Here is a 23,738-nt window from a genome sequence, read left to right on the forward strand (position 1 = left end):
AAGATGGACGCATCTTCCGCTGTCCTACAGGCATGGCTTTGCGTTAGGGACGGCAGAATGATCGTCCTTGATCGTGCCGATGCCGCCGTGCTGGCCGCCATAGCCGTGTTCTGGATCGCGATGGCGGCGTGGGCCACGGTGGCGGGGATGCGCCGTGCGAGCCAGGGCCGCGCGGTCGGCGACGAGACCTCGCGCCTGGCCTCGCTGATCGCGACCGCGCCGGCGATGCCGCTGGTGGTGGATGGCGAGGGGCGGGTGGAGCAGGGGACGCGCCTTGGCCGCTGGCTGGGCCTGCCCGAACCGCCGACGACCCTGACCGATCTGGCCGACGAGGGCTTCGGCCTGCCCGAGAAGGATGTCGAGGCGCTGAGCCGCGACGTCGCCGCGACCCGGCGTTCGGCGCGGGGCTTCAGCCGGGCGATCACCATGGCGGGGTCGGGCCGCGTGCTGCTGGTGAAGGGGCAGCCCGATACCGTCACCGGCCGGGTGATCCTGTGGTTCATCGACATGACCGACAGCGAGCGCGAGATCGAGCGGCTCGGCGTCGAGGTGCTGCGGCTGCGCGGCATGATCGAGGCGCTCTCGACGCTGATCGAGGCGGCGCCCTTCCCGATGTGGCATCGCGGGGCGGACCTGCGGCTCAACCTCGTCAACGGCGCCTATGTACGGGCGGTGGAAGGACAATCCGCCCAGCAGGTGGTGAAATCGGGGCTGGAATTGCTGGAAGCGGGCAATTCGGGGCGCGCCTTCCAGGTGCCGTCGCTGGGGCGCGAGCCGGGCGCCGTCTCGATCCGCACCGCGCCCGCGATCATCGCCGGCGAGCGGCGCACGATCCGCGTGGTGGACGTGCCGCTCGGCGAGGCGGGCATGGCCGGCTATGCGATCGACGTGGAGGAGCTGGAGGAGGCGCGGGCCGATCTGCGCCGCTTCGTGGTGGCGCAGCGCGACATGCTCGACCGGCTTTCGGCGGCGGTGGCGCAGTTCGGCGGCGATCACAGCCTCGTCTTCTACAACCGCCATTTCATTCGCCTTTTCCCGCTGGAGCCCGAATGGCTGGCGGAAGGCCCGACCTTCGACCGCATCCTGGAGCGGATGCGCGAGGAGCAGCGCGTGCCCGAGGCGCGCGACTTCCCCGGCTGGAAGGCGGAGCGGCGGGCGTGGTTCAACAGCACGACGCCGATGGAGGAAAGCTGGCTGCTGCCGGGCGGCACGCACCTGAGGGTCGTGGCGCAGCCGCTGCCCGATGGCGGGCTCCTCCTCATCATGGAGGACCGGACCGAGCATCTCCAGCTGGCCCGCGCCCGCGACACCTTGCTGCGGGTCCGCACCGCGACGTTCGACAATCTGTTCGAGGCGATCGGCGTGTTCGCCGCCGACGGCCGGCTCCAGCTGTTCAACAGCCGCTTCCGCGACGTCTGGAAACTCTCCGAGGAGCATCTCACCAACCATCCGCGGGTCGATACTCTGGTGCAGGCGATCGCGCCGCAGCTGGCCGATCCGTCGCGCGCCGGGCTGGTGCGCGAACTGGTGCGTGTGGCGACCGTCGAGCGCCAGCAGCGGGTCGGCCGGATCGCGATGAAGGACGGACGGCATTTCGAGTTCGCGGCCGTGCCGCTGCCCGATGGCAACGCGCTCTTCACCCTGCTCGACGTGACCGCCTCGCGCGATATCGAACATGCCCTGCGCGAGCGGAACGACGCGCTGGAGGCGACCGACCGGATGAAATCGGCCTTCGTGGCGAACATGAGCTACGAATTGCGCGTGCCGCTGACGACGATCGCGGGCTTCGCCGAGATGCTGGCGGACGGCTATGCGGGCGATCTGAGCGAGACCGCCCGGCAATATGTCGATGCGATCGTCCATGCGGTCGGGCGATTGAGCCAGTTGATGGGCGACGTGCTCGATCTCACGCAGAGCGAGGTGGGCAGCCTGCCGCTGAGCCGCGCCTCGGTCGACATCTGCGATCTGGCCAAGCAGGCGCTGGATGCGGCCGAGGAAACGGCGCGGGTGGGCAACATCCACCTGAAGCGCGCGATCGACCCCCAATCGCTGTGCGTGATGGGCGATGACATGCGGTTGCGCCAGGCGTTCGACCATCTGCTGCGCAACGCGATCGATTATACGCAAGGCGGCGGCGAGGTGCGCTTCAGCGTCGGCACGTCAGGCGAGCAAGTGCAGGTGATCGTGAGCGACAACGGCCCCGGCCTCTCGCCCGACCAGCATCGATCGATCTTCGAGCCGCGCCAGATCGGTGGCGTCGAGGATGGGCGCGGCATCGGCCTGCCGCTCGTGAAGCAGCTGGTCGAGGCGCATGAGGGCACGCTGACGCTGGAGAGCCAGCCGGGGGTGGGAACGCGCGCGATCATCCGCCTGCCGCTGACCGACACGCCGGCGCGGGTGTCGCTGGGCGCGTGATGCACTTGGCCGATCCCGCCGCGACCGCCGCCGCCGGGGCGGCGCTGGCGCCGCTGCTGCGCGCGGGCGACGTGGTGGCGCTGTATGGCGATCTGGGCGCGGGCAAGACGAGCTTCGCGCGCGGGCTGCTGGCGGCGCTGGGGCTGGCCGACGAGGCGCCGAGCCCGACCTTTCCGATCGTGGTGAGCTATGCCCCGCCCGAGGTGGCGCTGCCGCTGCTGCATGTCGATCTCTACCGGATCGACGATCCCGCAGAGATCGAGGAGCTGGGGCTGGACGATGCGCTGTATGACAGCGCGCTGCTGATCGAATGGCCCGAGCGGCTGGGCGGGCGGCTGTGGCCTGACGCGCTGAGCTTGCGCTTTGCGGCGGAGGGGGCGGGGCGCCGCTTGACTTGGGACGTGCCGCCCGCTTGGGAAGGGCGATGGCCTCCGCCCCGATGATCCCCCCCGCGACCGCCCCGATGTTCCTCGCCATCCACGGCTGGGGCGGGGCGGATATCCTGCCGCTGGCGGGCGACGCCTCGTTCCGCCGCTATTTCCGGGTGGTGCTGGACGGGCGGACGGCGGTGCTGATGGACGCGCCGCCCGCGCATGAGGACAGCCGGCCGTTCCTCGCGGTGGCGGGGCATCTGCTGGCGCGCGGCTTCGCGGCGCCCAAGCTGCTGGCGGTCGATCTCGACGAGGGGCTGATCCTGCTGGAAGATTTCGGCGACGCGCGGGTGCGCGAGGTGATCGAGGCCGAACCGGCGCGCGAGGAGGGCATTTACGAACAGGCGATCGACCTGCTGCTCGGCCTGCACGAGCATGATTGCGGCGAACTGCCGGCCTATGATCGGGCGGTGCTGCATCGCGAGGTGGGGCTGTTCCCCGAATGGTATGCCCCGGCGCTGGGGCTGGCGGTGGACAGCCAAGGCTTCATCGATGCGTGGGAGGCGGTGTTCGCCTTGCTCGACGAGGCGCCGCCGGTGACGGTGCTGCGCGATTATCATGCCGAGAATATCATGATCCTGCCCGATGGCAGCCTCGGCCTGCTCGACTTCCAGGACGCGCTGGCGGGGCATCCGGGTTACGATCTGGTATCGGTGTTGCAGGATGCGCGGCGCGACGTGGCGCCCGATCTGGAACTGCGGATGCTCGATCGCTATCGCGCCAAGCGCCCGCTCGATCTGGCAGCCTATGCGGTGCTGGGGGCGCAGCGCAACACCAAGATCCTCGGCATCTTCACCCGGCTGTGGCGGCGTGACGGGAAGGAGCGGTATCTCTCGTTCCAGCCGCGCATGTGGGGGCTGCTGGAGCGCGATCTGGCGCACCCCGCGCTGGCCCCGGTGGCCGACTGGTTCGCCCGCAACGTGCCGGTCGAGGCGCGGGCCGCCGCCTGGGCGCTTCATGCGGATGTTGGGGTCTCCCTCTGATGGCCCGCCTGCGCGATCACCGGCCCGACCCCAATGTCGGGCAGCCGCCGCTGCGGACCGCGATGGTGCTGGCCGCCGGGCTCGGCAAAAGGATGCGGCCGCTGACGGCGACCCGGCCCAAGCCGATGGTGGAGGTGGCAGGCAAGCCGCTGATCGATCATGTGATGGACCGGCTGCGCGCGGCGGGGATCGAGCGCGCGGTGGTCAACGTCCACTATCTGCCCGACGCGCTGGAGGCGCATCTGCGGGCGCAGAAGGGCATCGACATCGTCATTTCGGACGAGCGCGACCTGTTGCTGGAAACCGGCGGCGGGATGGTGAAGGCGCTGCCGCTGATCGAGGATGAGCGCTTCCTGTCGGTCAACAGCGACAATCTGTGGGTGGATGGCCCGATCGACGCGATCCGCCTGCTCGCCTCGCGCTGGGACGATGCGATCATGGACGCGCTGCTGCTGGTGGTGCCGCTGGCGCGCGCCAACAACCATCGCGGCGCGGGCGATTTCCACCTCGATCCGGTCGGCAAGCTCACGCGCCGCAAGGCCAAGGTGGCGCCGTTCGTGTTCACCGGCATCCAGATCGTGTCGCAGCGACTGCTGCGCGATCCGCCGCCGGGGCCATTCTCCACCAACATATTGTGGAACCGGGCGATCGCCGAGGGGCGCTGCTACGGCGTGGTGCATCAGGGGCTGTGGTTCGACGTGGGCACGCCCCCGGCCATCGCCGCGACCGAGGCCGTGCTGGCGCAGGGCTGACGGGGGCGGTGGCGATGTCCCGACCCAGCGTCTTCAGCATCCCGCTCCACCGCTCGTTCGCCGATGCGCTGGCGGCGGGGCTGCTGCGCTGGACGAAGGAGGAACCGCTCGGGCTGGCGCAAACCCTGCTGCTGGTGCCGGGCAATCGCGCGGGGCTGGCCATCCGCGACGCCTTCGTGCGGCGGGCGGAAGGGGGGCTGCTGTTGCCGCGCATCGTGGCGATCGGCGATCCCGAACTGGACGAGAAACTGGGCGCTGCGCTCGACCCCATTGACGATGGAGCACCGATCCCGCCGGCGATCGATCCGCTCGATCGCCGGCTGATCCTCGCCCGATTGCTCACCGAGAGCCGCGTGGGCGACCCGATCGAGACGGTCGAGGCGATGCGGCTGGCGGGCGATCTGGGGCGGGTGATCGATCAGATGCTGATCGAGGGGATCGATCCGGCGGCGCTGGCGGATGTGGTGCCGGCCGATCTGGCGCGGCATTGGGAAAGCTCGCTGGCGGTGCTGCGGCTGGTGCTGGATCGCTGGCCGGAGGAATTGCGCGCGCGCGGGCTGATCGATCTGGCGGATCGGCGGGGGCGGTTGCTGGCGCGGGCCGATGCGCGGTGGCGGAGCGCGCCGCCGGCCGGGCGCGTGGTGGCGGCGGGAATTTCGGGCGGTGGCGCGGCGGTGGCGGCGCTGCTCAGGACGGTGTCGCGGCTGGAGCGCGGCGCGGTGGTGCTGGCGGGCGTCGATCTCGACATGCCGCAGGAGGAATGGGATTCGCTCGGGCCCACCGATGGCCAGCGGGCCGAGGAGACGCATCCGCAATATCATCTGAAACGGCTGCTCGATGCGATGGATGTCGGGCGGGGCGAGGTCGAGGGCTGGCGATACGGCGGCGGGCGCGATGCGCCGGCGGTCAGGACGCGGGCGATCTCCAACGCGCTGGCGCCGGCCGCCTTCACCGCGAAGTGGCAAACCCTGCCGGTGGCTGAGCGGCGGCTGACGGGGGTGAAGAGCGCGGTGTTCGCAACGCCGGCCGAGGAGGCGCAGGCGATCGCGGTGGCGTTGCGCGAGGCGGTCCAGACCGAGGGGCGCACCGCCGCGCTCGTTACACCGGATCGGATGCTGGCGCGGCGGGTGTCGGCGCACCTGCGGCGCTGGGGGATCGAGGCGGACGACAGCGCCGGCCGGGCGCTCTCCTCGACGCCGCCCGCCACCCTTCTGCTGGCGCTGGCCGAGGCGGCGGCGGAGGGCTTCGCGCCGGTCGCGCTGATGACCCTGCTCAAGCATCCCCTGGTCAACGGTGGGGGCGAGCGCCTGCCGTGGCTGGAGAAGGTGCGGCGGCTGGATCGCGCGCTGCGCGGGCCGAGGCCGGCGGCGGGGCTGGGCGCGATCACGGCGCATCTGGAGCAGGGCCGGCGCGAGAAAGCGATCGAGGATTGGGCCGCCATCCGCCCGCTGCTCGAACCGCTCGAAGCGGCCTTCGTCGATGGACCACCGAGCGCGCTGGTCGCGGCGCTGCGCGAGGCGGTGGCGCGGCTGGCGGGTGACGCGGCGTGGGGCCGGCCGGCGGGGCGCGCGACGGCGGCGCTGGTGGCCAGTCTGGAAGAGGCGCTGCCGCTCGGGCCGCGCCATGTGCGGGCGGATGCCTTTCCGGCGGTGCTGAAGCTGCTGCTCGACGAGATTTCGGTGCGGCCGCCGCAGGGCGGTCATCCGCGCATCTCGATCTGGGGGCTGATCGAGGCGCGGTTGCAACAGCCCGACCTCACCATATTGGGCGGGCTGAACGAGGGGGTATGGCCGTCGCGGCCGGCGCCCGATCCGTGGCTGGCGCCCGCGATCCGCGCGGCGCTGGGCCTGCCGGGGATCGAGCGGCGGATCGGCATCCAGGCGCACGATCTGGCGACGGCGCTGGGCGGGCGCGAGGTGCTGGTGACGCGGGCGCGGCGCGACGCCCGCGCGCCGGCGATCGCCTCGCGCTTCTGGCTGCGGATGGAGGCGATGACGAGCGGGCTGACGCTCGCGCCGCAGTTCGCACGGCTCGCCGAGGCGCTGGATCGCCCGAAGGATTTCCGCCCCGCCGGCCGCCCCGCGCCGAGCCCGCCGGTCGAGGATCGCCCGCGCCGGATCGCGGTGACGCGGCTGGATCGGCTGAAGGCGGACCCCTTCGCTTTCTACGCCAGCCAGATGCTGCGCCTGTCCGAATGGGATGCGATCGACGCCGATCCGACGCCGGCGTGGCGCGGCAGCCAGGTCCACAAGGTAATCGAGGAGTGGCTGACCGAGGATGATTGCCGCCCCGACGAATTGCGCGCGCGGGCCGAGCGGATGCTGGCGAACGTCGCGCGCCATCCGGTGCTGCACGCGATGTGGACGCCGCGCCTGCTGGAAGCGATCGAGCGACTGGGCGGGTTCGTGGCGGACAATCGGGGGGCGGGGCGCGTGCCGCTGGTCGCCGAGCGCAAGGGGCGGATCGAGATCGAGGGGGTCACGCTTGAGGGCACCGCCGACCGGATCGACCGGCTGCCGACCGGGGGCCTTGCCATCGTCGATTACAAGACTGGCCAGCCGCCGAGCGGCAAGGCGGTGATCGAGGGCTATTCGATGCAGCTCGGCCTGCTCGGGCTGATCGCCGATCGCGGCGGCTTCGAGGGGATCGAGGGCAAGGCCGGCGAGTTCGAATATTGGTCGCTGGCGGCGGACCGGAAATCGGGTGACCTCGGCTATGTCCAGTCGGCGGTCGGGCTGAAGCGCGACGGATCGGGGATCGAGCCGGGCGACTTCACCGATGTGGCGGCGCGCAACCTGATCGCGGCTGTGCAAACATGGCTGCTGGGCGAGGAGCCCTTCACCGCCAAGCTGCACCCGGATTATTCGCCTTATGAGGATTACGACCAGCTGATGCGGCTCGACGAATGGTATGGGGCACGCGACCTGTGAGCCGCCGCCTCAAGCCGCTGATCGAACTGGAGGGCGCGCAGCGCGACGCCTCCAACCCGAACGATCTCGTCTGGTTGTCGGCCTCGGCCGGCACCGGCAAGACGCACGTCCTGACGGCGCGGGTGCTGCGCCTGCTGCTGCGCGGCACGCGGCCGGAAAGCATCCTGTGCCTCACCTTCACCAAGGCGGGCGCGGCCGAGATGGCCGATCGCGTCCATGCGCGGCTGGCCTATTGGGTGCGGCTCGACGAGAAATTGCTGCGCGCCGATCTCTATGCGTTGGGGGCGCATAACGATGCCGATGCGATCGCCTTCGCCCGCACGCTTTTCGCCCGCGTGCTGGATGCGCCGGGCGGCGGGCTGACGATCCAGACGATCCACGCTTTCTGCCAGACCCTACTGGCGGGCTTTCCGACCGAGGCGGGGCTGGCGCCGGGCTTCAAGCCGCTGGAGGGGCGTGGCGAGGCGGTGCTGGCGCGGCGGACGCTGGCGGATTTGCTGGAGGGCGCGCAGGGCAGCGGCGACCTGGGGCTGATCGCCGACGTGCAGGCGCTCAGCCGGCGGCTGGGCGAGGGGCGGGCGGAGGCCTATCTCGTCCGCAGCGCCCGCCTGCCGCGCGAGATGGCGGCGCTGGGGCCGCGACAGGGGATCGAGGCGCGCGTCCGCACCGCGCTCGACGTGCCGCTGGGCGATGTCGAGGACGCCATCGTCGCGCGGCTGGCCGACGATCGCTTTCCGGTGGAGTGCCTCCGCTGCATGGCCAGGGCCAATGCGAGCTGGGGCACCAAGACCGGGCTGGACCATGCCGACCTGCTCTCGGCCTTCCTCGGCGCCAGCCCCGCCGCCCGCGCCGATCTGCTGGAGGATACGCTTGCGGTCGTGCTGACGGGCAAGGGCGAGCCGCGCAAGGTCTCGGCCAAGCTGGCGGCCTGTGATCCCGATCATGAGGGCAATTGCGCCCGCTTCGCCGAGGCGGGACTGGAAATCCTCGGGCTTCGCAACCGCGCGGCACTGGCGGCGGTGATCGCGGCGGGTCTGCGCGCGGGCCAAGCCTATGCCCACGCCTATGCCGATGCCAAGCGCATCGCCGGGGTGGTCGATTTCGACGATCTCATTCGCGGCGCTGTCGAGCTGCTCGGGCGCGAGGGGATCGGCGAATGGGTCCGCTACAAGCTGGACCGGCGGATCGACCATATCCTCGTCGACGAGGCGCAGGATACCAACGCCGCGCAATGGGCGATCGTGGCGGCGCTGGCGGGGGAGTTCTTCGTCGAGGAGGCCGATCCGATGCGGCCGATGGCGACCCGCACGATCTTCACCGTGGGTGATTTCAAGCAGGCGATCTTCGGCTTTCAGGGCACCGATCCGGTCAATTTCGCCAATGCGCTGCGCCATTTCACGATCGAGGCGGGGCAGAGCGGGCGGGCGGTGAATTTGCTGTCGCTCGATCGCTCGTTCCGCTCGACCCCGCCGGTGCTGGCGCTGGTCGATCGGATCATCGGCGACATGGGGCCGGACGCCTTCGGTATCCCGCTGGTCGAGCCGCATCTGTCGGCGCGGTCGGCACTGCCGGGGATCGTGAGCCTGTGGAAGCCGATCGTGTCGGGCGCGGTCGAGGCGGAGAGCGAGGATGGCGAGGAAGGGTGGATCGACGACGCCACCCGCGAACTGGCCGGCCGCATCGCCATTCAGGTGCGCCAGTGGATCGCCGATCGGATGCCGATGCCGGGCAAGGGCCGCCCGATCCGGCCGGAGGATGTGCTGATCCTCGTCCGCAAGCGCGGCGCGCTCGCCTCGCTGCTGGTGGCGCGGCTCCATGCCGAGAAGGTGCCGGTGGCGGGCGTCGACCGGTTGCGGCTGGATGCGCCGCTGGCGGTGAAGGATCTGGTCGCCTCGATCCGCTTCGCGCTCCAGCCGGAGGATGATCTCAATCTGGCGGCGCTGCTGGTGTCGCCCTTGTTCGGGCTGACGCAGGACGAACTGTACGCCATCGCCTTCCGCCGCCCCGGCAGCCTGTGGGAAGCGGTGCGGGCGCGGGGGGATGCCGCCACGGTCGAGGGGCTGTCGGCACTGCTGGCGCAGGCGGATCTGGTCGAGCCGTATCGCTTCCTCGAAACCATCCTGTCGGGGCCGCTGGACGGGCGGCGCAAGCTGATGGAGCGGCTGGGGCCGGAGGCGCGCGATCCGATCGAGGAATTGCTGAGCGTGGCGCTGGGCTTCGAGGGCGAGGCGACGCCGACCCTGCAACGCTTCCTCGACTGGTTCGATCGCGGCACGGTGGAGGTGGTGCGCGATCCGTCCGCCCCGCTCGATGCGGTGCGGGTGATGACGGTGCATGGGGCGAAAGGGTTGCAGGCGCCGCTGGTGATCCTGGCCGACGCCACCGCCGATCCCGAGAACAGCCGGCCCGACATGATCGACTGGGCGATGGGCGAGGGTGACCCGATCCCCGTGCCGCGCCCGCGCAAGGCCGAGATGGCGGAGCAGCTGGCCGAGGCGGCGGCGGCGGCTTCGGCGCGCGAGCGGCAGGAACATTGGCGGCTGCTGTATGTCGCGATGACGCGGGCGGAGGAGCATCTGGTGATCGCCGGCGCGCTCGGCCCCAAGGCACGCGGCGTGCCGCCGCCCGAAAGCTGGTACGCGCGCGCCGAGGCGGCGCTGGCGGGGCTGGGCGCCGAGGAGGAGGCCGATGCCCTGTGGGGCGGGGCGCGTCACTATCGCGGCGAGGGCCGGGCAGGGGGTGTCGCCCGCCTGCCGCGTGCGGCGCGGGAGGTAGCGCCCATCGTCGAGCCCCTGTGGCTGCGCGAGCCCGCACCGCAGGAATCGCGCCCGCCGCGTCCGCTCGCGCCCTCGTCGATCGGCGTGGACGACGTGACCGATCCGCCGCCCTCCGCCGCGATGATCGCCGCCGCGCGCCGGGGCGAGTTGCTCCACGCCCTGTTCGAGCGGCTGCCGCCGGTCGCGCCCGATCTGCGCCGCGCCGCCGCCGATCGCTGGCTGGCGGGGGCGGGGCGGATCGACGATGCGGACGTGCGCGCCGGGCTGGTCGATGCCGCCTGCGCGGTGATCGCCGATCCGGCCCACGCCCACATCTTCGCGCCCGACGCGCTGGCCGAGGCGCCGATCGCCGCCGTGGTGGGCGGCGAGGTGGTCGCGGGCACGGTCGATCGGCTGGTGGTGACGCCCGATCGCATCACCCTGATCGATTTCAAGACCGGGCGGCGGGTGCCCGAGACGGCGGAGCGCATCCCGGACTACCACCTGCGCCAGATGGCGGCCTATGCGGCGGCGCTGGCGGTGATATTCCCCGGCAGGGCGATAGAGGCGGGGCTCCTCTATACATCGGGGCCGAAATTGTTCACCTTGCCGCCAGAGAGGCTGAAGCAATACTTTCCGCCCAAGGAGCAAATCGATCCGGGTGGCCGTTGAGGGGTTGCGATTGCGAACCTACATGGGCTCGCGATACGATATGAGGATTGGGGCGATGGCGACGAAGAAGATCACCGACAACAGCTTCCACACCGATGTGATTTCGGCCGATGGGCCGGTGCTGGTGGATTTCTGGGCGGAATGGTGCGGCCCGTGCCGCATGATCGGCCCGGCGCTGGAAGAGCTTTCCGACGAACTCGGCGAGAAGGTCACCATCACCAAGATCAACATCGACGAGAATCCGGATGCGCCGGCCAAGTACGGCGTGCGCGGCATCCCGACGATGATCCTGTTCAAGGACGGCCAGCCCGCCGCCACCAAGGTCGGCGCGGCGCCCAAGGGCCAGTTGAAGAGCTGGATTGAGACGTCGATCGGGTGATCGCGCTTTGCTCGTCATTGCGAGGCGCGTAGCGGCGAAGCAATCCAGCGGCGCAGCCGTCGGACTGGATTGCTTCGCTACGTTCGCAATGACGAAGAATTAGTGCCCATTGCCGTTCTGCGCCGCCGGTAACGTCACCGTCACCGTCGTGCCCACGCCCACGATGCTGGCGATCTCCAGCCGGCCGCGATGGCGCTCGACGATATGCTTCACGATCGCCAGCCCCAGGCCGGTGCCGCCCTTGGCGCGGCTGCGGTGCTGGTCGACCCGATAGAAGCGTTCGGTCAGGCGCGGCAGGTGTTGGGCGGGGATGCCGTCGCCCTCGTCGGCGACGCTCAGCATCAGGCCGTTGGCGTTGGGGGCCAGGGTGACCCGCACCGCGCCGTCGCTCCGGCCATATTTCAGCGCGTTGCCGATCAGATTGTAGAGCAGTTGCGAAAGCTGCGCGCTGTCGCCGGTGACGGCGGGAACGGCTTCGTTCACGTCGGTCGAGATACGGTCGCGTGCCTCGCCGGCGGTGCGCAATTCGCCGACGACCTGCGCCAGGATCGCCGACAGATCGACCGGCTCGGCGGGGACGACGTAGCGATCCGCCTCGATCCGCGACAGCGAGAGCAGATCGTCGATCAACTGGCGCATCCGCCTGGCCTCGCCCGCCATGATGCCGAGGAAGCGCTGGCGCAGCGCGCGATCGGCGGCGGTGGAATCGTCCTCCAGCGTCTCGATGAAGCCGATCAGCGTGGCCAGCGGCGTGCGCAGTTCGTGGCTGGCGTTGGCCACGAAATGGGTGCGCATCTTCTCGGCGGCGTGGCTGTAGGATCGATCCTGGAGACGCAGCAGGCGGAAACGCGTGTCGATCGGGCTGATCGCCATTTCCCAGCGACGATCGGGATCGCCCAGGCCCGCCAGTTCGACCGGGCCGGTGCTGTCACCCGTGAGGACGGTGGTGGCGGCGGGATGGCGGATGGCCAGGCGGGTGAGGGCGCCGTCGATCTTGGCGCCGAGCAATTCGCGCGCGGCGGCGTTGCTGGCGAAGATGCGCGCGCCATCGAGGATGAGGGTCGGTTCGTCGAGCGCCTCGATCAGCTTGTGATCGGGGCGGGCGCCCTGCGCGTCGGCGGAAAGGCCGCGATCGGGCAGGCGATAGCGGCGCAGGCCGATGCGCCAGCCGATCCACGCGCCGCCACCGCTGCCCAGAACGAGCGCCAGCCCCCACAGGCCCGCGATCCGCAGGCTGGCGGCCACCGCGATGACCGCGAGCAACAGGATGACGACGGGATGACGCATAAGGCTGGATATCATCCGCGATGGCAAAGAAATGCGACGATCCTGTTACGGCCGATGCGCGGCAGGGGCCAGCCCCGCCGGGTCCGGGGTGGCATCACGTTCTCGCCAAACCGGTACGATGACGAAATGACCGTCGCGGTGCATCGCAGCAACCACGGATGGCGAAAAAGCGCGACTTGTGCCGATCGCCACCCCAATTCGGGGGAGAAGCGGGCGATTTCCTCTCGCCGACACGAGAGAAATCAGCGCCTTAGTCATGTCACCGGAATGAAACTCGACTTGTTCTGCGCCCGCGAAGAGCGTAATCGCCGATACCGATGAAAGACGCTGCATCTTCCTCCGGCGAGCCGCAGCCCGCCGCTCCCGTCGCGGCGCGCCAGGCGGCGCTGTGGGCGGATGCCGCCAGAGTGGGCCGGCTCACGGCCAGCGGCGGGGCGCTGACCGAACCGCGCGAGATCGCGGCGCGATCGGCCCTGAACACCGTTCGGGTCGAGGTGGCGGGCTTGACCGCGCTCTATTCGGCGCTGCTGAGCCCGGCGCTGTACGAGGCGTTCGACAAGGCGGTGGCGCTGATCGCGGCGTCGCGCGGGCGCGTGATCGTGACCGGCATGGGCAAGAGCGGCATCATCGCCCGCAAGATCGCGGCGACGCTCGCCTCGACGGGCACGCCCTCGCTGTTTCTGCATCCGGCCGAGGCCAGCCATGGCGATCTCGGCATGGTGACGACCGACGATCTGATCGTGGCGCTTTCCTGGTCGGGCGAGACGACCGAACTGACCGACATCATCACCTACTGCCACCGCTTCGGCGTGCCGCTGATCGTGATGACCGCCAAGCCGCGCAGCGCCGCCGGCCGCGCCGCCGACATCTGCCTGGCGCTGCCCGCCGCGCAGGAGGCCTGCCCCAACAAGCTGGCGCCGACGACGTCGACGACGGTGCAATTGGTGATGGGCGACGCGCTGGCCGTCGCGCTGGTCGAGGCGCGGGGCTTCTCGGCGTCGGATTTCCACATCTTCCATCCCGGCGGCAAGCTGGGCTCGCAACTGCTCACGGTCGGCGAGATCATGGGCACGGGCGACGAGGTGCCGATCGTCGCCGCCGGCGCGACGATGATGGACGCCACGATCGAGATGAGCCGCAAGCGCTATGGCAGCACGGCGGTGGTGGATGACGAGGGCCGCCTGGTCGGCGCCTTCACCGACGGCGACCTGCGCCGCAGCATCGCGACGGGCAATCTGAGCGACCCGATCGTGCAGCACATGACCCGCGCCCCCAAGTGGATCGCGGCGGACGCGGTGGCATCCGAGGCGCTGCGGGTGATGAACGAGAGCAGCGTGACCCTGCTGTTCGTGTGCGACGGCAACCGGTTGACCGGCGTGATCCATCTTCACGATATCCTGCGCGCCGGGGTGGTCTGATCGTCAGCGTCGGCTGATGCCGGGGCGGGTTGAATGCCGGTCGGCGTGGCGATCTCGGGGATGGCCAAGGTGCGTTTGAAAACGCGCATTCTTGAATTTTTCGTGTCGGCGAAAGCAAGCAAGATGCGTCGGGCGCACGCCGCCCGACCTCGCTCTGAATGACCGGCAACCATCCCGCTTGAATAGTTGCCGGTCAGCCTTCGGTGAACCTTGCTCCGGGTGATCGAAGATCTAGCTGCGGTCGGCCCCCTCGCCAGCCAGGAAATTCTGGTAGGCGCCGGCGATCCCCTCCTCGAAGCTGATGCGCGGGCTCCAGCCCATGGCGCGGAGCTTGTCGGCGCTCATCAGCTTTCGCGGCGTGCCGTCGGGTTTGGACGTGTCCAGTTCGATCCTGCCCGTGAAGCCGACGATACGACAGACCGTCTCCGCCGCCTCGAGGATGGTGACGTCGTCGCCCGAGCCGACGTTGACATGCTCGAAGTCCGAATAATGCTTCATCAGGAACACGCAGGCATCGGCGCAGTCATTGGCATCGAGAAATTCGCGGCGCGGCGTGCCGGTGCCCCAGATGGTGATATGATCGGCCCCCGCCAGCTTCGCCTCGTGCGCCTTGCGGATCAGCGCCGGCAGGACATGGCTGGAGTTGAGATTGTAATTGTCGCCGGGCCCGAAAAGATTGGTGGGCATCGCGCTGATGAAATCGCAGCCATGCTGCTTGCGATAGGCCTGCGCCAGTTTGATGCCGGCGATCTTGGCGACCGCATACCATTCGTTGGTGGGCTCGAGCGGGCCGGTGAGGAGCGAATCCTCCTGGATCGGCTGGGGCGCGAACTTGGGATAGATGCAGCTCGATCCCAGGAACATCAGTTTCTCGACACCCACCTTGTGGGCGGAATCGATGATGTTGGCCTCGATCATGAGGTTTTCATAGAGGAAGGGGGCGGGGAAACTGTTGTTGGCGACGATGCCGCCAACCTTCGATGCCGCGACGAACACGACATCCGGGCGGTTCGCCTCCATCCACTGCTCGACCTCGGCCTGCCGAACCAGATCGGCATCCTGGCGCGATGCGGTGAGGATTTCGCAGCCTTCGCTGGCCAGTCGGCGAACGATCGCCGAACCGACCATGCCACGATCACCGGCAACCCAGACGCGCTTGCCGGCGAGGGAATAGATCACGTCAACCTGCGTCATTACGCCGCTGCTCCTTCGCAACAATCTTCAGGTCGGCCTGCACCATTTCGGCGCACAGCGCGTCCCACTTGGTCTCGTGGGTCCAGCCCAGCTTCTCGCGCGCCTTGGTCGGGTCGCCGATCAGCAGGTCCACCTCGGTTGGGCGGAAATAGCGCGGATCGACCGCCACCAGCACCTTGCCGGTCGCCTTGCACACGCCCTGCTCGTCGACACCCTCGCCACGCCATTCGAGGTCGATCTCGACCTCCTGGAAGGCGCGGGTGACGAAGTCGCGGATGATGGTCGTCTCGCCGGTCGCCAGCACATAATCGTCAGGCTCGTCCTGCTGCATCATCAGCCACATGCCGCGAACATATTCGCGGGCATGGCCCCAGTCGCGCTTGGCGTCGAGATTGCCGAGATACAGGCAATTCTGCATCCCCAGCTTGATCGCGGCGACGGCGCGCGTGATCTTGCGGGTGACGAAGGTCTCGCCGCGCAGCGGGCTTTCGTGATTGAACAGGATGCCGTTGGAGGCGTGGATGCCATAGGCCTCGCGGTAGTTCACCGTGATCCAATAGCCGTACATCTTGGCGGCGGCATAGGGGCTGCGCGGATAGAAGGGCGTCGTCTCGGACTGCGGCACTTCCTGCACAAGACCGTACAGCTCCGAGGTGGACGCCTGATAGAAGCGGGTCTTCTTCTCGAGGCCGAGGATGCGGATCGCCTCCAGGATGCGCAGCGTGCCGATGCCGTCGGCGTTGGCGGTATATTCGGGCGTCTCGAACGAGACCTGCACATGGCTCTGCGCGGCGAGGTTGTAGATCTCGTCGGGCTGGGTCTGCTGGATGATGCGGATCAGATTGGTGGAATCGACCAGATCGCCATAGTGAAGGAAGAACCGCGCATCCTTTTCGTGCGGATCCTGATAGAGGTTCTCGATCCGGCCGGTGTTGAATGACGAAGAACGCCGCTTAACACCGTGAACGATATAGCCTTTTTCGAGCAGCAGTTCCGCCAGATACGCGCCGTCCTGACCCGTCACGCCCGTGATGAGCGCGACCTTACCGTTCACACTGCCAACCATGCGACGCTGCCCCCAAATGCGTAACCGCAGCTCTTGGCATAACCACAACAACTTCGTCGCGCTACTGGCAAGTTGGCGCGAAACTACCGATTTTATGTGTCGTCGGACAGGGCAGAGGGTGACCGCCCACGCGCCGTTGTGGGGCGCTACAAGCGATCCCGCGCGAGTGTCCGCTGCTCGTCAAGAATGTCGAGAAGCGTCTCCTCGACCGAATGGTCGGGGTTCCAGCCTGATACGGCCCGGAACCGGGAGGCATCGACGCATGCGGCGGAAATCTCCGCCTCGCGAAACAGTTGCTTGTCCACTTCGACCGAAGTCGGCACCGAGGCGAGCTTTTGCAGGCCACCCAGCATCGACGCCAGCGAGCGCGGCGTTCCGGACGCGACGTTGAACGTCTCCCGCCGGGCCAGATCGCCCGAAATCGTCGCCAGCCGGCAATAGGCCGTCACGACATCGCGCACGTCCATGAAATCCCGCTCGGCGATGAGATTGCCGACGCGGATCGTGGCGGCGCTTCCGGTCGCTTCGGCGGCGGCGATCTGTGCGGCGAAGGAGGGCAGGGCGAAGCGCCGATCCTGGCCCGGCCCGATGTGGTTGGTCGGCCGCACCACGATCAACTGTGCATCATCCGACAGGGCGGACGACAGCAACTGTTCCGCGCACAGCTTGGATTTGCCATAGGTCGATCGCGGTTCGGGCGCGCTGCTTTCGGACACCGCACCGTTCAGAAAAGCCGATCCATAAACTTCCGCGCTGCTGGCGAAGATCAGCGTGGCCGCAGGGGCGTGCTCGTTGATGGACAATGCCAGTTCGAGCGATCCGACGGTATTGATCTGCCATGCGCGGCGTTCGGCCGAGGCAGCCGTCGCCACCGAAGCCTCCCCGGCCAGGTGGAAGACGAGCGACGGTTTCACATGGGCCACGGCCGCATCGATCGATCGGGCATCCGACAGATCGAGGCTGACCCGCTCGATGCCGCACCCATCCCCGGCCGGCGGCGTGCGATCCGCGCACACCAGCCGCGCGCCGGGCGCCATCTGGCGCAATTGCGCAGCCAGATAACGCCCGACGAACCCCGACGCGCCGATCAGCAGGATCGTCGCGAAGACCCTGTCTTCGGCATGCGTGGACATGCGGAGTTCCGGTCAGGCCCTGACGCGGGCCGTTGCGGCCTTCACGGCGAGGCGATCGAGATCGGCGTCCAGCATTTCGCAGATCATGTCCTCGAGCGTGGTCTCCGCTTCCCAGCCGAGGATGCGGTTGGCCTTGCTGGGATCGCCCAGCAGAATGTCGACTTCGGCAGGACGGAACAGGGCGGGGTCGATCACCAGGAACTCCTCCATGTCCAGATCGACATGCTGGAATGCGATCCGGCACATGTCGCGCACACTGGTCGTGCGACCGGTGGCCACGACATAATCGTCGCCCTTCTCCTGCTGGAGCATGAGCCACATCGCCTTCACATAGTCACGAGCATGGCCCCAGTCGCGGGTGGCATCGATGTTGCCCAGCCGCAGTTCCTTGCTCATGCCCAGCTTGATCCGGGCGACGGCGTCGGTGACCTTGCGGGTGACGAACTCGATACCACGCAGCGGGCTCTCGTGATTGAAGAGAATGCCCGACGACGCATGCGCGCCGAAGCTCTCGCGATAGTTGACGGTGATCCAGTGGCCATAGAGCTTCGCCACGGCATAAGGCGAACGCGGGTAGAAAGGCGTGCTTTCGCTCTGGCGATCCTGCTGGATCAGGCCGTACATTTCGGACGAGGAGGCCTGATAGAAGCGCGCGTTGGGCGCCGCGAGCCGGACGGCTTCGAGCATCGTCACGACGCCGGTCGCGGTGATGTTGGCCGTCAGGACCGGCTGGTTCCACGAGGACGCGACGAACGACTGCGCGGCCAGATTGTAGACTTCGTCCGGGCCGACTTCATTGAACACGCGCAGCAGCGAGGACAGATCGGTCAGATTGGCGTCATGCAGCGTGACATCGTCCGCAATCCCGAGCCACCGGAGCCGGTGATCGGCCACGCCCAGATGCGACGACCGCCGGACAATCCCATGAACCTCATAGCCCTTCGACAGCAGGAACTGCGAAAGATACGCGCCGTCCTGCCCGGTTATGCCCGTAATGAGTGCTTTCTTCATTGGATATCCCTGGATCTGGATTTGAAGGTCGATACAAGTTTACGGAATTCAACGCTGACGCATGAGGAGATGGATTGCGCCACCGGGGGCAGGGTGCTCAGCGACAGGCGGCCATAATCCCGCTCGAAAGAATGCGATCATGGCCGACACCGCCTTTCGCTAGCGAAAATATCGCCGAATGCAATCGGGTTTGGCGGTGCAGCATTGTCCTCATTACCATACTCGAGACGCCGCGCCGTCGTCAGCCGACCTGCGCCGTCGCCGATACCAGCGTCGCCTTGTTGATGGTGAACGAGATGAGGCGTTTGTCGTCGTTATTGATCTCCGCCGCGGGCGACCACACGTCCGCCGCGATGGTGACGATGGTTGCGGCCTTGATGGAGATCTGGTTGAGCCCCGGTTGCAGATCGAACTCGTGAATCTTGCCATCGCTCGTGAAAGCGGCGTGGAGTTCCGTGGGCCGGTAATTCCAGACGTCGAATGTCATGGTATCGCCCTCATCGAAGGCGCTGATCTTGAGCACACTCGAGCCCAATGATGTCCAGCCCGATTCCGCGATGTCCCAGCCGTACAATGGCTGGACGCCGTCCAGCGTGAACTGCTGCGAATATGTGGTCTTCGTGCCGATGAAGATAGGGTCTGAGCCGATCGCGCTTTCTTCGATGAACTCGCAGTTGAAGCCTGCACGGTTGGCCATTTCAGCGAGAAAGGCGCGGGACCAGCCACTCTCGAACCAGCCGAACTGGTGAATGCAATAGACCGACAGCGGATCGAGGCGGATGCCCCACGCCGGCCACCAAATATCCTGAATCGGCTCGCCGGTCAGCATCAGCTTACCGTTCGGCGCCAGCACGCGGCCCATTTGTTCGATGATGCGCCATGGGCGGACGGCATGATGCAGGCATTCGTAGAAGAAGACAGCCTCGAACGCTTCGCTGCCGATCCGCTCTTCGGTGATCTCATCGAAGCCCGAATGGATGACGTTTACGCCATAGCCATGCCGGCTACAGCGGTCCTTTACGAGATTGATGAAATCCTGATTGATGTCGACCGAGGTGACCGATGCGCCCAGGAAGGACAGGATTTCAGTCGACAGGCCCCAGCCGCAGCCCATGTCGAGAATCCGGGGCGACGGCGGCAGTCCGGCCCGGATGATCGTCGACGATATCGTCGACATGTGGCGCGCCATCTGGACGACATCGGTCGACGCATAGGGATTGGCGGCCGAGAAATGCGTCCGATAGTCGAACGAGGTATGCTCATTGGCGGACTGATCCAGGCCACGATTGGAAATCGCCTTGTAGACCCGGATCTGATAGTCGACATATTCTTCCGAGAATGGATCGATCGTTGGATCCAACGGAAGTATATCATTCAGATCAAGGCTCTCGAACTCGAGATTGAGCTTGCTGGCATCACCACCCAATTTGTCGACAGCGTCAACCAAGTCGCCGATATTGGCCAGGCTGAGGGGTTTCTTCATTATATGATCCGTACCTGAATAGAGCTTGGCTGGAGCCGGGCTAGGCGCTGAGAAGATACCGATCCATCTGGATCAACTGCCTCGCTTCCTCGAACACGCGCGCCGGGCTGATCTCCATGCACCAATGATCCCGCGGGCAGGCCGACAGCTTCGTGAGGTAGCAGGGCGAGCATCCGACAGAGCCTTTCAGCGTGACGACATGGCGGCCATTGGGGCGCCAGCTTTCGACATGCGACTGGCCGGAGAAAAGGCAGAGAGTGGAAATGCCGAGGGCTGCGGCCAGGTGGGTCGTGCCCGTATCGTTGCCGATATACAGGTCAAGCCCCGCCAATACGGGTGCCAGATCCGTCAACGGCAGGTTGCCCGCGAAATTGCGGACCTTGTCCGCCGCCAGCGGCGCCGCGATCGTGGCGGCATCCTCGACGTCGCGTTTCCCGCCTACGATCACGATCCGGCAGTCGAGATTCTCGACGAACCGTTGGGCAAGGGCCGCGAACCGTTCCGCGCCCCAGGCCTTGATCGGATTGCCGGCGCCGGGGGCCAGGCCGATCGTTGGCCGCCCGTCGAACAGGCGCCGCGCCGGGCGTTGGCCGAGCAGCATCGCGCGGGCGCCACCTTCCGGCGGGGCATAGGTCCACGCCATCGCCGAGGCGAGCGCCATGACCCGCGCACCCACCTGCGCGCGCATGCTGGTTTCCGGCACCTCCGGGAGCGACAGGTCGAGATCGACACCACCGCCCGTGTAGCCGACCCGCCTGTTGGCATCGACGTAATTGAGCAGGAAGCGTGTGTCTTCATAATAGCGGAAATCGGCGGCGATGTCGTAGCTGCCGAGCGGGCACGCCCGGAACTTCGCGAGGCCCTCCTTGTGCAGGGCATCCTTGTCGTAATCCGCGCCCGCCTCCGGCAGGAAGTCGCACGGGACGATTTCGTCGAACAGGCCGCAGCTTTGCGCCAGATCCTTGTTCCAGGGGCCGCACACCAGCGTGATCCGCGCTTCCGGCCAAGTCGTGCGGACGTGCCGGAACGCTTCGAGGCTGATCAGGAAATCGCCGATATGATCGAGCTTGAGAAGCAGGATGTTCAACTGGCCTGACGTCTCGACATGGGCGCTGTAGCGCTTGATCGGAACGCCGATGGGCAACACGGCGGGAATGGTCCACGGGAGCGGTGGGCTGGGCAGCAGATCGTCTTCGTTCGCCGCCGCGGGGCTTTCCGGCAGGCTGGTATCGGCTGTGGCCGCGGCCGATTTCTCGACGCCTTCCAGTTCGATACCCAGTCCGTCGAATGTCTTGCTGATGGCGTTCGACAGCGACACCAGATCCTCGGCGACCGGATAGCCCGGCAGGGTGGCGATGGCAGTGTAGAGATCGCCCAGACCGGCCGGCATCGCCGGTTCATCCAGCACCGGGAGGGTTTCGATCGCGTCGAGCGCCAGTGCGGCCGTCGCCTCCCAACTGAACCGCTTGGCCTGCTCGGCCGAATGTTCGCGAAGCGATTGCTGGAAGTCGGGTTCCTCCATCACGCGCCGGAGCAGCGCCGCGATAGACTGATCGTCATAAGGATCGAACAGCGCGTCCTCGCGGCCGATGACCTCCGGAATGCTCGTCGCGTTGGACCCGATCACCGGCGCGCCACAGCACATCGCCTCCAGCGCCGGCAGGCCGAAGCCTTCATGAAACGGTGGAAAGGCGAAGAGGTCGCATTCGGAATAGAGAGCGATCAGTTCGTCATCGTTGACCCGCCCCGCATAGACCAGTTCGTCCGGCCCCAGTCCGTAGTCGTCCGCGATGCCGCGCACGCGGATCTGATCCTCAAGCGAGATCGCCGATACGAAGACCAGCTGGTAGGGCGCGCGCACCTCCGGGGGGATTTGCCCGAACGCCCGAACCAGGCCTTCGAAATTCTTGCGCGGTTCGAACGCGCTGGTGTGCATGATGAAGCGGCGCGTGATGTTGAGCCGACGCAGCATGTCGGCATTGCCATCCTGGCCGGCGCGGCTCGTGAAGAGCGACGAGGCGGCAGACATGATCGTCCGCGCGCGTGCCGGATCGTATCCCACGAAGTCGCACGCCTCGCGGCGCGCGGAATCGGAGATCGCCAGCAGCATATCGGCATTCTTGAGGGATTCGACCTTGGAATAATACCAGTCGCTGCTGACCTTGTTGGGCAGATATTTGGCGGGGTCCGAAAACGGAATGAGATCGTACAATACGCACGCCACCTGCGTGCGGGACCGGCGGCGCGGAATCGCCGTGACGCCGCCGTCGATCGCGCCCTCGAACAGGCTGGTGACCAGCACCACGTCCGGATCGATGCGATCGATGAGCCACTGGCGCTCGGCCTCGGCGGCGGCCTTACGCCAGGCATTGGCCGGAACCAGCCCCTCGACATTGCCGGAGATGTGGAACGTATAGATCCGCTCGCGCGGCATCATGGCGGAGAAAGTATCCACCAGGTCGGCCAGGGCTTCCTCGAACACGCCGTTCAGCAGGATGGAAATCTCGTGATGTCGTGGCGTCCTGGCGATCGCAGTCGCCAGGGCCAGGGCATAGCGCCCGATGCCACGATGTCGGCTGCCCGTTTGAGCGCCTTGAATGTCGATGAGGATCCGCATGGAAATACCGTTCAGACGAGGTTTTCGTAAATGGCCAAAGCCATCGCGTCGGAAAGCGCGGGACGTCCGCGATAGACGTCGGAGGCAGCCTCCGCGACCGTCGCGACTTCACCCGCCACACCACGGATATCGCGATGGCGGAGCGCCGAAATGAAGTCGCGACCGGCTTCGCCATAGAGTTGCAGGATGCTGCGCTCGATGAACGGCGATGTCATCAGGATCGCCAGCGGCGAATACCAGACGATCGCCTCGCCGCCCGGCCGGTTTTTCCGTATGATCACGCCTTCAGCCGATTGAAGCAGATCGGCGAACACCGCGCGCCGGTTGGCGGTGCCGGATTGCAGGGCGCGCAGATGATGCGACAGCCCCCCCTCGTCGGCCTCGCGATTGAGCAGGGCCATGTAGCTCAATTTGATGAAATCGCTGTTGATGTCAGCTTCATCGAAGTCGTCGGAAATTCTGATCGTGCGGCCCTTGTCCGCCGCTTCGGAGGATTGGCCGATTGATTCGATGACGTCGACCGGGCTGTTTCCGGCGGCCAGGCCCAACTCATAATGGGCCTGGCCACCGGGATCTGGCGCACGCCAGAAGCCTTCCCAATAGGCAAAGTCCACCACGTTGCGGCAATCGGCCAGATCGGCCGGGCTTACGACATGCTCGATCCCGACATCGCGAGACAATTGCGCCCGCGAAAAGACGTCGAGAATATTATACCAGTCACTGGGAGCGAGGTTCTCGTGAGGCAGGACAGCGCCTTTGTTGAGTTCCTTGAGGATGGAGACCCCGAACTCCTCGGAATCGAGAACGGTGAAAACAGCTTCCAGTATCGACATGCCGATAAAGCGATCGAGAACCCCAAGCGATTCACCTCGCCGCCCCAGAATCAGGCAATATATTGCCTCGATTTCCTCCAACGTCCTCAACAACATGAAAGCGCGCCCCCGAGTATTTTTAAAATTCAATCAAAACGGATGTATTAAGCGTAAATAGCGGCCTGCCCCTGTTTTCTCAGCGCCGACGGGCTGAGGATACGCTTTTTTGCACATGCGAAAAGCATCGTATCAGGTTGGCTGGACCCCTGTCGATGGGTTGATTCCATCGCTGGCGGACGGTGAGCAAAGAAATGTCTTTTCGCGCTCCGCCAGTGTGATCAAATTTCGAGAACGCTCGATACCGGCGGCAGCGAGCGGGGTGATGAGCCGTTCAACTCG

The 23,738-nt window shown here is 67.0% G+C and carries 16 protein-coding genes; 8 read left to right on the top strand and 8 right to left on the bottom strand.

Annotated features, from left to right (window positions below):
* Window positions 1–57 precede the first annotated feature (57 nt).
* The 7 genes from PQ455_RS06320 to trxA are packed head-to-tail and all read left to right on the top strand — an operon-like array spanning window position 58 to window position 11,318.
* Window positions 58–2,415, top strand: coding sequence for a sensor histidine kinase (locus PQ455_RS06320; RefSeq protein WP_273690197.1), 2,358 nt, complete (start codon window positions 58–60; stop codon window positions 2,413–2,415).
* The gene (gene tsaE / locus PQ455_RS06325; protein WP_273690199.1) at window positions 2,415–2,858 is read left to right on the top strand and encodes a tRNA (adenosine(37)-N6)-threonylcarbamoyltransferase complex ATPase subunit type 1 TsaE; all 444 of its coding nucleotides are present in this window, start codon (window positions 2,415–2,417) and stop codon (window positions 2,856–2,858) included. Before PQ455_RS06320 ends, tsaE begins: the two co-directional genes overlap by 1 nt.
* Window positions 2,855–3,829 carry an aminoglycoside phosphotransferase family protein gene (locus PQ455_RS06330; RefSeq protein ID WP_273691277.1) on the top strand — a complete coding sequence of 325 codons (975 nt, stop codon included), beginning with the start codon at window positions 2,855–2,857 and terminating at the stop codon, window positions 3,827–3,829. Before tsaE ends, PQ455_RS06330 begins: the two co-directional genes overlap by 4 nt.
* Entirely contained in the window at window positions 3,829–4,581 is a 753-nt protein-coding gene (locus tag PQ455_RS06335) for a nucleotidyltransferase family protein (protein ID WP_273690200.1), read from the top strand. Before PQ455_RS06330 ends, PQ455_RS06335 begins: the two co-directional genes overlap by 1 nt.
* Before the next feature lie 14 nt (window positions 4,582–4,595).
* Window positions 4,596–7,511 carry a double-strand break repair protein AddB gene (addB, locus tag PQ455_RS06340; RefSeq protein ID WP_273690202.1) on the top strand — a complete coding sequence of 972 codons (2,916 nt, stop codon included), beginning with the start codon at window positions 4,596–4,598 and terminating at the stop codon, window positions 7,509–7,511.
* A complete protein-coding gene (addA, locus tag PQ455_RS06345) occupies window positions 7,508–10,939 on the top strand; it encodes a double-strand break repair helicase AddA (RefSeq protein WP_273690204.1) in 3,432 nt (1,143 codons plus the stop codon). Before addB ends, addA begins: the two co-directional genes overlap by 4 nt.
* A 55-nt stretch (window positions 10,940–10,994) precedes the next feature.
* Window positions 10,995–11,318: a thioredoxin TrxA gene (trxA, locus tag PQ455_RS06350; RefSeq protein ID WP_273690206.1), complete on the top strand. Its 324-nt coding sequence runs from the start codon at window positions 10,995–10,997 to the stop codon at window positions 11,316–11,318.
* Between the two features lie 99 nt (window positions 11,319–11,417).
* On the opposite strand, the gene PQ455_RS06355 is transcribed toward trxA, so the two are convergent.
* Window positions 11,418–12,605, bottom strand: coding sequence for an ATP-binding protein (locus PQ455_RS06355; RefSeq protein ID WP_273690208.1), 1,188 nt, complete (start codon window positions 12,603–12,605; stop codon window positions 11,418–11,420).
* Between the two features lie 317 nt (window positions 12,606–12,922).
* On the opposite strand from PQ455_RS06355, the gene PQ455_RS06360 reads away from it, so the two are divergent.
* Window positions 12,923–14,023: a KpsF/GutQ family sugar-phosphate isomerase gene (locus PQ455_RS06360; RefSeq protein WP_273690209.1), complete on the top strand. Its 1,101-nt coding sequence runs from the start codon at window positions 12,923–12,925 to the stop codon at window positions 14,021–14,023.
* Between the two features lie 231 nt (window positions 14,024–14,254).
* Here PQ455_RS06360 and fcl read toward each other — a convergent pair whose 3' ends face one another.
* From fcl to PQ455_RS06395, 7 genes are all read right to left on the bottom strand, one after another.
* On the bottom strand, window positions 14,255–15,217 hold the full coding sequence (gene fcl, locus PQ455_RS06365) for a GDP-L-fucose synthase (RefSeq protein ID WP_273690211.1): 963 nt from the start codon (window positions 15,215–15,217) through the stop codon (window positions 14,255–14,257).
* Complete coding sequence (gmd, locus tag PQ455_RS06370) at window positions 15,204–16,283, bottom strand: GDP-mannose 4,6-dehydratase (protein ID WP_420542840.1); 1,080 nt, start codon at window positions 16,281–16,283, stop codon at window positions 15,204–15,206. Before gmd (PQ455_RS06370) ends, fcl begins: the two co-directional genes overlap by 14 nt.
* 146 nt (window positions 16,284–16,429) lie before the next feature.
* Window positions 16,430–17,416, bottom strand: coding sequence for an NAD-dependent epimerase/dehydratase family protein (locus PQ455_RS06375; protein WP_273690214.1), 987 nt, complete (start codon window positions 17,414–17,416; stop codon window positions 16,430–16,432).
* A 12-nt stretch (window positions 17,417–17,428) separates the two neighbouring features.
* Window positions 17,429–18,427 carry a GDP-mannose 4,6-dehydratase gene (gene gmd, locus PQ455_RS06380; RefSeq protein WP_273690216.1) on the bottom strand — a complete coding sequence of 333 codons (999 nt, stop codon included), beginning with the start codon at window positions 18,425–18,427 and terminating at the stop codon, window positions 17,429–17,431.
* Window positions 18,428–18,668: 241 nt separating this feature from the next.
* The gene (locus PQ455_RS06385) at window positions 18,669–19,910 is read right to left on the bottom strand and encodes a class I SAM-dependent methyltransferase (RefSeq protein ID WP_273690218.1); all 1,242 of its coding nucleotides are present in this window, start codon (window positions 19,908–19,910) and stop codon (window positions 18,669–18,671) included.
* 40 nt (window positions 19,911–19,950) lie between these two features.
* Entirely contained in the window at window positions 19,951–22,527 is a 2,577-nt protein-coding gene (locus PQ455_RS06390) for a glycosyltransferase (RefSeq protein ID WP_273690220.1), read from the bottom strand.
* Window positions 22,528–22,538: 11 nt separating this feature from the next.
* Window positions 22,539–23,441, bottom strand: coding sequence for a DUF4214 domain-containing protein (locus PQ455_RS06395; protein WP_273690222.1), 903 nt, complete (start codon window positions 23,439–23,441; stop codon window positions 22,539–22,541).
* Window positions 23,442–23,738: the final 297 nt, after the last annotated feature.

The sequence above is a fragment of the Sphingomonas naphthae genome, assembly GCF_028607085.1.
Taxonomy (GTDB): Bacteria; Pseudomonadota; Alphaproteobacteria; order Sphingomonadales; family Sphingomonadaceae; genus Sphingomonas_Q; species Sphingomonas_Q naphthae.

Coding starts and splice junctions, on each gene's coding strand:
- PQ455_RS06320 (WP_273690197.1), top strand. CDS start 58: ATGATCGTCCTTGATCGTGCCGATGCCGCCGTGCTGGCCGCCATAGCC.
- tsaE (WP_273690199.1), top strand. CDS start 2,415: ATGCACTTGGCCGATCCCGCCGCGACCGCCGCCGCCGGGGCGGCGCTG.
- PQ455_RS06330 (WP_273691277.1), top strand. CDS start 2,855: ATGATCCCCCCCGCGACCGCCCCGATGTTCCTCGCCATCCACGGCTGG.
- PQ455_RS06335 (WP_273690200.1), top strand. CDS start 3,829: ATGGCCCGCCTGCGCGATCACCGGCCCGACCCCAATGTCGGGCAGCCG.
- addB (WP_273690202.1), top strand. CDS start 4,596: ATGTCCCGACCCAGCGTCTTCAGCATCCCGCTCCACCGCTCGTTCGCC.
- trxA (WP_273690206.1), top strand. CDS start 10,995: ATGGCGACGAAGAAGATCACCGACAACAGCTTCCACACCGATGTGATT.
- PQ455_RS06355 (WP_273690208.1), bottom strand. CDS start 12,605: ATGCGTCATCCCGTCGTCATCCTGTTGCTCGCGGTCATCGCGGTGGCC.
- PQ455_RS06360 (WP_273690209.1), top strand. CDS start 12,923: ATGAAAGACGCTGCATCTTCCTCCGGCGAGCCGCAGCCCGCCGCTCCC.
- fcl (WP_273690211.1), bottom strand. CDS start 15,217: ATGACGCAGGTTGACGTGATCTATTCCCTCGCCGGCAAGCGCGTCTGG.
- gmd (WP_420542840.1), bottom strand. CDS start 16,283: ATGGTTGGCAGTGTGAACGGTAAGGTCGCGCTCATCACGGGCGTGACG.
- PQ455_RS06375 (WP_273690214.1), bottom strand. CDS start 17,416: ATGTCCACGCATGCCGAAGACAGGGTCTTCGCGACGATCCTGCTGATC.
- gmd (WP_273690216.1), bottom strand. CDS start 18,427: ATGAAGAAAGCACTCATTACGGGCATAACCGGGCAGGACGGCGCGTAT.
- PQ455_RS06385 (WP_273690218.1), bottom strand. CDS start 19,910: ATGAAGAAACCCCTCAGCCTGGCCAATATCGGCGACTTGGTTGACGCT.
- PQ455_RS06390 (WP_273690220.1), bottom strand. CDS start 22,527: ATGCGGATCCTCATCGACATTCAAGGCGCTCAAACGGGCAGCCGACAT.